Below are 9482 nucleotides of genomic sequence, written 5' to 3'. Positions count from 1 at the left end.
GCAGCCCTACGGCGCTCCCACGCAGGGCTACCCCGACCCCAACCAGCCCTACGCGGCCCCCGCCCAGAGCTACCCGGGTTCCAGCCAGCCCTACGGCGCCCCCACGCAGGCCTACCCCGACCCCAACCAGCCCTACGGAGCCCCCGCCCAGAGCTACCAGCAGGAGCCCTACTACGCGTATCCGCCGCAGGACCCCAACACGGGTTATGCCGCCCCCACCTACGGGCAGCCCGGATACGGACAGGGCTACCCCCTGCAGCAGGGTTACCCTCAGCAGGGCTACCCGCCCGCCGAGCCCGCGCGTCCTCAGGCCAACGCCACCCTCGGCCTGATCGGGCTGGCCGGGGTCGTCATCTTCGCCATCATCTTGGTGGTCACCAGCGCCATGATGGGCCACTCGATCGGCGAGTTCGTGCAGCTCAACGGCGTCGAGGTTCTCGAGAACCCCGACTCCACGAGCCCTGAGTTCCTCGCGCTGGCGCAGAGCATTCAAGGCGTCAGCATGCTCTCGACGTTCTCGGTGTTCGCCGGCCTCGTCGCCTGGATCACCAGCATCGTCGCCTTCGTCCGCCGTGCCGGCCGCGGCTACGCCCTCGGCGGCATCCTGCTGGGCATCGCCGCCCCGATCATCGCCATCATCACGATCGTGGTCGTCCTGGTTCCCTACATCCCGGTCTGATCCGCATCCCGGTCTGATCTACATCCCGGTCTGATCTGCATCCCGGTTTGATCCGCCGCTCGGCGCCGGAACACCCCGGCGCCGGGCTATCCCCCGGAGACGTCCGACTCGGCATCCGACAGGTCAGCATCGCCGACGTCTCGGCTGTCGAGCCAGCCATAGGGCAGCGTCACGTGCGCCCGCGGGGTTCCCTGCCGACCGCGAGGCTTACCGAGTTCCTCACTCGGCAACGTGGCATCCGGGTCAAGACGTGCCAGCAAGGCGTCCAGGTCCGCGAAACTGGACACCGTCGAGAGTCCCCGGCGGACCTCACCACCCACGGGGAAACCTTTGAAGTACCACGCGATGTGCTTGCGCAGGTCGATGAGCCCCCAACGCTCCCCGTGGATCCCCGCCAGGAGTTCCGCGTGTCGCCGCAGCATCGTCGCCACCTCGCCCAGCGTCGGGTAGGGCGCCGGATCCAGCCCCGCGAACGCCCGGGCCAGATCGGCGAAGAGCCACGGCCGCCCCAGGCAGCCCCGCCCCACCACGACGCCTGCAGCTCCGGTCTGCTCGATCATGGAGATCGCGTCGGACGCCTCCCAGATGTCGCCGTTGCCGAGTACGGGGATGTCCACGGCGTCGACGAGTTCCGCGATGCGGTCCCAGTGCGCCTGCCCGGCGTAGGCCTCCTGCACGGTCCGGGCGTGCAGCGCGATCGCCGCCACCCCCGCCTCCTGCGCGATCCGTCCGGCGTCCAGGAAGGTCTCGTGGTCGGCGTCGATGCCGATCCGGGTCTTGATGGTCACCGGGACGCCATAGGCGTCTGCGGCCGTGACCGTGGCCCGCAGGATGGCCGCCAGCCGGTCGGTCTTCCAGGGCAGGGCACCACCGCCGCCCTTACGGGTCACCTTCGGCACCGGGCAGCCGAGGTTGAGGTCGATGTGGTGGACGCCCAACTCTTCGCACACGATGGCGGCCCCGCGCGCCACCACCTCCGGGTCCACCCCGTACAACTGCACCGACCTGATCCGCTCACCGGGCGCGAACGTCAGCATGTCGAAGGTCTTGGGGTTGCGCTCGACGATGCCACGCGAGGTGATCATCTCGCAGACGTACAGCCCGGCCCCCTGCTCGAGGCACAACTGTCGGTAGGCCGGGTTGGTGATGCCTGCCATCGGCGCGAGCACGACAGGGGTGGGAACCTCGACGGTTCCCCCCGAAGGTGCGCTCAGGCGCAACGGCGGATGTACGGACACGTCGGCGGATTCTACCCGGGCCCGGTCGCGGGCCCCGCCAGGGTCGGCTAGCGTCGAGGTCACACCTTGACGGAGCTCGGGCGGCAGGAGAAACGAATGAGTCTGGTCGACCACGCCATCTGGTGGCAGCTCTACCCGCTGGGCGCGCTCGGCGCCCCCGTGCTGGAGCCCGAGGCAGGAATCCACCATCGCCTGGAGCGGCTGGAACCGTGGCTGGACTACGTGGTGGAGCTGGGATGCTCCGGGCTGCTGCTCGGCCCCATCTTCGCCTCCTCGGCCCACGGCTACGACACGATCGACCACGATCGGATCGATCCGAGGCTGGGTGATGAGGCGGACTTCGACCGGCTCGTCACGGCCTGCCGGGAGCGAGGCCTGGCAGTCATGCTGGACGGTGTGTTCAACCACGTCGGTGCCGGGCACCCCCTCGTCGCCGCGGACAGCCCGCTGCTCAAGCACGACGGGGATGCGCTGGCGGTCTGGGAGGGCCACGACGGGCTGGTCGAACTGGACCATGCACGCCCGGAGGTGGCCGACTTCGTCACCGCCATCATGCTGCGTTGGCTGCGTCGCGGCGTCAGCGGCTGGCGGCTCGACGTCGCCTACGCCGTCCCGTCCGCGTTCTGGGCGGAGGTCACCACCCGGGTGCGCCGCGAGTTCCCCGAGTCGGTTTTCCTGGGTGAGGTCATCCACGGCGACTACGCCACCCTCGCCGACGCGGGCCGCCTGGACTCGATCACCGCCTACGAACTGTGGAAGGGGATCTGGAGTTCACTGCAGACGGAGAACTTCTGGGAACTGGCTCACGCCCTCACCCGCCACGCCGAGTTCAGCGCGTCGGTGGTGCTCAACACGTTCGTCGGCAACCACGACGTGGACCGGATCGCCTCTCTGGTGGGAGAAGACCGCGCCCCGCTGGCCGCGGTGATCCTGTTCACCGTCCCGGGGATGCCGAGCGTCTACTACGGCGACGAGCAGGGCTTCACGGGCGTCCGGGGCGAGGGCTACCACGCCGACTTCCCGATCCGGCCGCCGCTCCCCGCCAGCCCGCACGACCTGCTGCCGCAGGGGGCGTGGCTGCGGGAGATCTACAGCCAGCTCATCGGGCTGCGCCGACGCCACCCCTGGCTGGCGCGGGCCCACCTGGAGGTGACCGGCAAGGACAACGCGTGGATCGACTATCGCAGCGCGCACGAGGACGCCTGGGTGTCCGTCCGGCTGGACCTCACCCCGGCTCCGCGCGTCCGCATCACCTGCTCAGATGGGGAAGCCTGGGATTGGCCTCGCGCCTGAGAGCGACACGCGCGCGGCCAGGCCGTCGGCAGACCTCAGAGACCGTCCCAGCGACGCGGCGACGCCCCCGGCCCAGTTCGGGTCCGGGGGCGTCGTCGTCCTGAGCTAGGCGCCGAGCAGGCGCGCCGCAAGGTAGGGCGCGACCTGATCCAGCGCGACGCGCTCCTGGGCCATGGTGTCGCGCTCCCGGATCGTGACGGCCTGGTCCTCGAGGGTCTCGAAGTCGACCGTGACGCAGAACGGCGTGCCGATCTCGTCCTGGCGGCGGTAGCGGCGTCCGATGGCCTGGGCATCGTCGAACTCGATGTTCCAGTGCTTGCGCAGTTCCGCGGCCAGGTCGCGGGCCTTCGGGGACAGTGCCTCGTTGCGCGACAGCGGCAAGACGGCAGCCTTGACCGGAGCGAGCCGACGATCCAGCTTGAGCACGGTGCGCTTGTCGACCCCGCCCTTGGCGTTGGGGGCCTCGTCCTCGGTGAAAGCCTCCACCAGGAAGGCCATCAGCGAGCGGGTCAGCCCGGCCGCCGGCTCGATGACGTAGGGCAGATACCGTTCGCCCTTGGCCTGGTCGAAGTAGGACAGGTCCTCACCCGAATGCTTGCTGTGGGTGCCCAGGTCGAAGTCGGTCCGGTTGGCCACGCCCTCCAACTCACCCCAGCCGTCGCCGCCCGCGAACCCGAAGTCGTACTCGATGTCGACGGTCCGCTTGGAGTAGTGCGACAGCTTCTCCTGGGGATGCTCGTACAGGCGCAGATTCTCCGGATCGATGCCCAGGTCGACGTACCAGGCGTGACGTTGGTCGATCCAGTGCTGATGCCATTCCTCATCGGTGCCGGGCTCGACGAAGAACTCCATCTCCATCTGCTCGAACTCGCGGGTCCGGAAGATGAAGTTGCCGGGCGTGATCTCGTTGCGGAAGCTCTTGCCGACCTGGCCGATGCCGAACGGCACCTTCATGCGGGAGGTCTGCTGCACGTGCTCGAAGTTCACGAAGATGCCCTGGGCGGTTTCGGGACGCAGGTAGTGCAGCCCGGACTCGTCCTTGATGACGCCCAGGTGCGTCTCCAGCATCATGTTGAAGTCGCGCGGCTCGGTGAACTGACCCAGCGTCCCGCACTCGGGGCAGTTGATTTCCGCCAGCCCAGCAGGCTTGCGGCCCTTCTTGAACTCGAAGGCCTCCTCGAGCTGGTCGGCGCGGAACCGCTTGTGACAGTGCAGACACTCGGTGAGCGGATCGGAGAAGACGCCGACGTGCCCCGAGGCCACCCACACCTGGCGGGGCAGGATGATGGAGGAGTCCAAACCGACCACGTCGGGACGCTGCTGGACGACGGCCTTCCACCACTGCCGCTTGATGTTCTCCTTCAGCTCCACTCCGTAGGGACCGTAGTCCCATGCCGCCCGGGTGCCGCCGTAGATGTCTCCGGAGGGGTAGACGAAGCCGCGGCGCTTCGTGAGGCTGATGACGTTGTCGAGCTTGCTGGCCATAGGACCTGGTGCCTCCTAGTCGGCGGGGGGTGCCCGGCCGGCATCCCCTGTGAATCTGTCGATCAACCCTACCGGCTCGGCGGGTTTCCACCGCATCGCGGCTCGGCCCCGACCTCGACGGATCCTGAGAACACTCGCCCAATTCTCAGGCTTCGTTTAGGATTGTGGTATGACCGTCACCCCCCTGCACGACTCCGACCTGCCCCGTCTCGAACGCTGCCTGTCACTGGCCGAAGAGGCGCTGCTGTCAGGCGATCAGCCCTTCGGCTCCGTCTTGGTGGACGCCGACGGTCGCGAGGTCTTCGCCGCCCGCAACCGCGTAGCCGAGGGAGACGACACCCAACACGCGGAGCTCGCCTTGGCGCGCTGGGCCGCCGCCAACCTGGCCCCCGCCGCACGCTCCCGCGCCACGGTCTACACCTCCAGCGAGCATTGCCCGATGTGCGCGGCCGCCCATGGCTGGGTGGGACTCGGCCGGATCGTCTACGCGTCGTCCTCCGAGCAACTCGACGGCTGGCTGCGCGGGTTCGGGCTCGCCGCCGGGCGCGTCGCGGCGCTCCCCATCGAGACCATCGTGCCCGACGCCGACGTGTGCGGCCCCGTCCCCCACCTGGCCGACCGGGTGCGCAGCCTTCACGCCCGCTACTACGACGCCCACTACTGACGAGCAGCCCGTCCCCGAGCCAGGACACGGGGACGGGCTCGCCTCAGCGGATGCGCGGGACGTTGAGGCCGACGTCTGTGGGTGATGCCCAGGCGCTCGGCTCGTCCAGGGCCCGGTTGAGCACCGGCATCAGGATCATCTTCGCGTCGTAGCCGTTGAACGCCCGCCGGTACGAGCCGACGTCGTCCCAGCCGGACGCAAGCGCGAACAGGTCCGGTTCGTCCAGGTTGCCCACCACCTCGGCGTAGCGGCAGCCGGGGCGTCCGGCGAACCAGGCGGCGGCACGCTCGGCGTCGAGCAGGAAGGATGCCTGCTCCTGCGGCGGGACACGAAACCTGCTGAAGGCGAGCATGCGCCTCACCCTAACCGGCCCCGGGTACGCTGGCGGTTCAAGGAGGACCCATGACCAGCACACCCCAGCGGCGGACCCGGCAGGGTGCCACGATCGCTGCCACGCTGGCGGACCTGGACGAGTTCAAGACCGCTCAAGACATCCATGATCTGCTGCGCTCCCACGGGGAGAAGATCGGACTGGCGACCGTGTATCGCCATCTGCAGGCGATGACGGACGCGGGCGAGGTCGACGTGGTCCGCACCCCCGATGGGCAGGCGTCCTATCGAGGCTGCGGTCAAGCGACCCACGACCACCACCATCACCTCATCTGCCGACAGTGCGGGCGGACTGTCGAACTCGAACTCGACGGCATCGAGGAGCTGATCGCCCGGCTCGCCAGCGAGAACGGCTACACCGAGGTCGACCACTCCATCGAACTGCGCGGGCTGTGCCCCGCGTGCGCGCAGGGCTGATGCCCACCTATCGCGACGAGGGCGTGGTGCTGCGCACCCACAAGCTGGGCGAGGCGGACCGCATCGTCACGCTGCTGTCGCGGAGGCACGGCAAGGTGCGCGCCGTCGCGCGCGGCGTCCGGCGCACCTCGTCGAAGTTCGGGGCGCGGCTGGAGCCGTTCAGCCATGTGGATCTGCAGTTCGCCACCGGGAAGACCCTTGACGTGATCACCGAGGCCGTCACTCTCCACGCCTGGTCGGAGCCGCTGTGCACCGACTACTCCCGCTACACCGTGGGCCAGGTGATGCTGGAGACGGCTGACCGACTGGTGACCATCGAGAAGGAACCCGCTCCCCCGCAGTTCCGGCTGTTGGCGGGCGGGTTGCACGCCCTGACGACCGGCACCACCGACGGCGAGCGTCCGGCGACGATGGTGATGGATTCCTACCTGCTGCGCGCCCTCGCCACGGCCGGGTTCGCCCCCAGCCTGAGCGAATGCACCTCCTGCGGTGAACCGGGCCCGCACGAGGCGTTCTCCCCCGCCGCCGGAGGCGCCGTGTGCCGCCACTGTCGCCCCCCGGGGACGCCGCTCGTGAAGCCCGAGACACTCGGCTACCTGGCAGCCTTGCTGGCCGGGAACTGGCCCGCCACCCGGGACGCCGATCAGGCGACCCAGCGGCGCGCATCCGGTCTGATCGCCGCGTTCGCGAGCTGGCACCTGGAGCGCGGCCTGCGCACCCTCGAACACGTCGCCCGCTGACAGGCGTCCGCGCTCAGCTCCGCGGGGCGGCGATCTGCGCGGCCAGGTGCCCGGCGCCGTAGCCGTTGTCGATGTTGACCACGCCGACGCCGGGGGCGCACGCGTTCAGCATGGTGAGCAGCGGTGCCAGCCCGGCGAAGGCGGCGCCGTAGCCGACCGACGTCGGGACGGCGACCACCGGGCAGGCCACCAGTCCCGCGATCAGGCCGGGCAGCGCACCGTCCATCCCGGCGACGACGACGATCACGCCCGCCGACCGGAAGGCGTCCAGCTTGGCGAGGGTCCGGTGCAGGCCCGCGATGCCGACGTCGACCACGAGGTCGGCGCGCCGTCCCAGGTGCCGCGCCGTCAGCAGGGCTTCGCGCGCCACGGGCAGGTCCGAGGTGCCCGCGCATGCGACCAGGACCGACGTGCCGGTGGGCTCAGGCATGCGGGGCGGCCAGACCAGTAACCGGGCGACCGGGTCGTGGAACGCATCGGGCAGTTCCGCGAGCACGGCAGCGGCCTTGGCCTGGTCGGCGCGGGTGAAGATGGTGGTCACGTCGGGGCGTTGCCCGACCCGGGCGGCAATGACGGTCACCTGGTCGACCGACTTGCCCTCGCAGTAGACGGCCTCGGGGTAACCGCGGCGCGGGCCGCGCTCGAAGTCGAGTTCGGCGATGTCGTCGTCAGCCACGGCGGGTGAGCACCTGGAGGGTGAAGGCACCCGACTGCAGGCCGACCAGATCGAGGGTGACGTAGGCGAAGCCCGCCGCCTTGATCGCCCGGACCACCTCGTCGCGAACGCCGTCATCGACCAGGGTGGCCAGGTCGGCGGGCGCCACCTCGATGCGGGCGATGTCGCCGTGGTGGCGGACTCGGGAGTCCTCGATGCCGACCGCCCGCAACGCCTTCTCTGCGGCCTCGATCTGGGCGAGTTTCTGCGGCGTCACCTCGTGGCCGTGCGGGATCCGGGAGGCCAGGCACGGGGCGGCGGGTTTGTCGGCGGAGCGCACCCCCAGCGCGCGAGCCAGCGCCCGGACGCGCGCCTTGGTGAGCCCTGCGGCCGCCAGCGGGCGCAGCACCTGATGGTGGGTCGCGGCTCGGGCCCCGGGCCGATCGATCCGGATCGCGTCGTCGGCGTTCTCCCCGTACGCGACGTGCGTGAGACCTTCGCGCTCGGCGACGTCGTCGCCGATGCGGGTGAAGAGTTCGTTCTTGCAGTGGAAGCACCGGTCGGCACCGTTGGCGCGATAGTCGGGATTGTCGCCCTCGTGGGTGGCGAACTCCACGAGGTGGGCGCCCACCTCTGCGGCGACCGCTCGCGCCTCATCGGCCTCATCCCCGGCCAGGGACGGGGAGACCCCCATGAGGGCCACCACCCGGTCTTGACCCAGCGCCCGGACCGCCACCGCGAGCAGCGTTGCGGAGTCGACCCCTCCTGAATAGGCGACGCCCAGACGACCGCCCGTCGGCAGATGCTGGGCGACGCCGAGGGCGTCGGCGAGCACCTCTCCCGTCAGCCCTTCCCAGGGCTGGAGCTTCTCGATGGATGTCGTCGCCACGGTGCTCCTCTCTCCGGCGGCCACCTTAGCCGGGGGGCCGCCCGCACCTCTGCCTTGTTGCCACCCGGAGGTTGCCGCTGGTTGGTGGTTTCACGTGCGGTTCAGCGTCCCTCAGCCAGGCCCGCGGGAAGTCGTTCCCCAGGAAGCAGTCGGGCGGACGCGAGGGCCGCGGACGCGCGCTGGGCAATCTCGTACTCGGGCCGCCCCAGCGCCGCCGCCGCGGTAGCGAGGGAGTCGAACTCGGGCTCGGCGTGAACGACGACACCGTCTCGTGACCCCACTTTGATGCGGATGGGCTCCCCGAGCACCTCGACCTGGGCCCACTGCCGCTCCAGGACCGTGCGCGTCACCGGGGTCGCCCGCACACCGAGGGTGCTGGTGCGGCTCAGCATGGTGTCGGTGACCGCGTCTGCTGTGTCGTCGGGGGCCAGCGCATGCAGCGTGAACCCGGGACGGCCCTTCTTCATGAGGATCGGAACCAGCCAGGCGTCGACCGCACCCGCAGCGAGGAGAGCGTCCAGCACGCCGGGCCACAATCGGGGGTCGAGGTCGTCCACGTTGGCCCGGAGTTCGCTCAGCGCGCGCGCTGGCCGGTCCGGGAGGCCCCCTGACGGTGCGGCACTAGCGGCACGGGCATGTCCTGCGGAACGTGACCCGCCCTCGTCGTTCGCCGGGACGCCGAGGACCACCCGGACGACGTTGGGCCAACCCGCGAAGTCCTTGCCCCCGGCGCCCACCCCCACCCCCGACACGGTGAACGCCGGCAGCGGGCCACAGGTCGCGGCCAGGGCACGCACCAATGCAAGCCCGGTGGGGGTGGCGAGCTCACCCACACTGCCCGACGTCGTCACCGCGGCTGGGGTGTCGTGGGAGTGCCCCTGCGACGGCACGCCCTCGGCAGCGGCGCTCTGTCGTGGCTGATCGTGCCGGTGCGCCGCCACCCCGACCGCGTGGTGCTCCTCGTGCGTGGAGCTGTGGTGGTGGTCCCCGTGCCCGTGGCCCCCATGGCCGTGGTCGTGGGGCGGATGGTCG

10 protein-coding genes and 1 pseudogene are annotated in these 9482 nt (G+C 70.3%); 5 read left to right on the top strand and 6 right to left on the bottom strand.

The features are described from left to right. Positions 1–679: pseudogene (locus V7E09_RS12495) on the top strand (hypothetical protein); the annotation flags it as partial. Positions 680–765: 86 nt separating this feature from the next. On the opposite strand, the gene dusB reads toward V7E09_RS12495, so the two are convergent. After that, positions 766–1917, bottom strand: coding sequence for a tRNA dihydrouridine synthase DusB (gene dusB / locus V7E09_RS12490; protein ID WP_324511889.1), 1152 nt, complete (start codon positions 1915–1917; stop codon positions 766–768). Positions 1918–2013: 96 nt separating this feature from the next. On the opposite strand from dusB, the gene V7E09_RS12485 reads away from it, so the two are divergent. Then, positions 2014–3210 (top strand): alpha-amylase family protein, encoded by a 1197-nt coding sequence (locus V7E09_RS12485; protein ID WP_324511890.1) that lies wholly within the window; start codon positions 2014–2016, stop codon positions 3208–3210. A gap of 105 nt (positions 3211–3315) precedes the next feature. On the opposite strand, the gene V7E09_RS12480 is transcribed toward V7E09_RS12485, so the two are convergent. After that, entirely contained in the window at positions 3316–4695 is a 1380-nt protein-coding gene (locus V7E09_RS12480; RefSeq protein WP_324523467.1) for a glycine--tRNA ligase, read from the bottom strand. 169 nt (positions 4696–4864) lie between these two features. On the opposite strand from V7E09_RS12480, the gene V7E09_RS12475 reads away from it, so the two are divergent. Further along, positions 4865–5359 carry a nucleoside deaminase gene (locus tag V7E09_RS12475; protein ID WP_324511892.1) on the top strand — a complete coding sequence of 165 codons (495 nt, stop codon included), beginning with the start codon at positions 4865–4867 and terminating at the stop codon, positions 5357–5359. Between the two features lie 43 nt (positions 5360–5402). Here the strand turns inward: V7E09_RS12475 and V7E09_RS12470 are convergent, their stop codons facing one another. After that, positions 5403–5711 carry an antibiotic biosynthesis monooxygenase family protein gene (locus tag V7E09_RS12470; RefSeq protein WP_324511893.1) on the bottom strand — a complete coding sequence of 103 codons (309 nt, stop codon included), beginning with the start codon at positions 5709–5711 and terminating at the stop codon, positions 5403–5405. Between the two features lie 50 nt (positions 5712–5761). On the opposite strand from V7E09_RS12470, the gene V7E09_RS12465 reads away from it, so the two are divergent. Both V7E09_RS12465 and recO read left to right on the top strand, forming a co-directional pair. Continuing rightward, entirely contained in the window at positions 5762–6166 is a 405-nt protein-coding gene (locus tag V7E09_RS12465) for a Fur family transcriptional regulator (protein ID WP_324511894.1), read from the top strand. After that, complete coding sequence (recO, locus tag V7E09_RS12460) at positions 6166–6906, top strand: DNA repair protein RecO (protein ID WP_324511895.1); 741 nt, start codon at positions 6166–6168, stop codon at positions 6904–6906. Before V7E09_RS12465 ends, recO begins: the two co-directional genes overlap by 1 nt. A 13-nt stretch (positions 6907–6919) precedes the next feature. Here recO and larB read toward each other — a convergent pair whose 3' ends face one another. From larB to larC, 3 genes are all read right to left on the bottom strand, one after another. Next, positions 6920–7582, bottom strand: a complete 663-nt coding sequence (larB, locus tag V7E09_RS12455) for a nickel pincer cofactor biosynthesis protein LarB (RefSeq protein ID WP_324511896.1) — start codon at positions 7580–7582, stop codon at positions 6920–6922. Next, on the bottom strand, positions 7575–8450 hold the full coding sequence (larE, locus tag V7E09_RS12450) for an ATP-dependent sacrificial sulfur transferase LarE (RefSeq protein ID WP_324511897.1): 876 nt from the start codon (positions 8448–8450) through the stop codon (positions 7575–7577). Before larE ends, larB begins: the two co-directional genes overlap by 8 nt. 101 nt (positions 8451–8551) lie before the next feature. Then, a partial coding sequence (gene larC / locus V7E09_RS12445) for a nickel insertion protein (protein WP_324523466.1) occupies positions 8552–9482 on the bottom strand: 931 nt, incomplete at its 5' end.

Origin of the sequence: Propioniciclava sp. (genome assembly GCF_036744435.1) — a bacterium.
GTDB lineage: Bacteria > Actinomycetota > Actinomycetes > Propionibacteriales > Propionibacteriaceae > Propioniciclava.
This window is presented reverse-complemented; position numbering and strand designations above follow the sequence as displayed.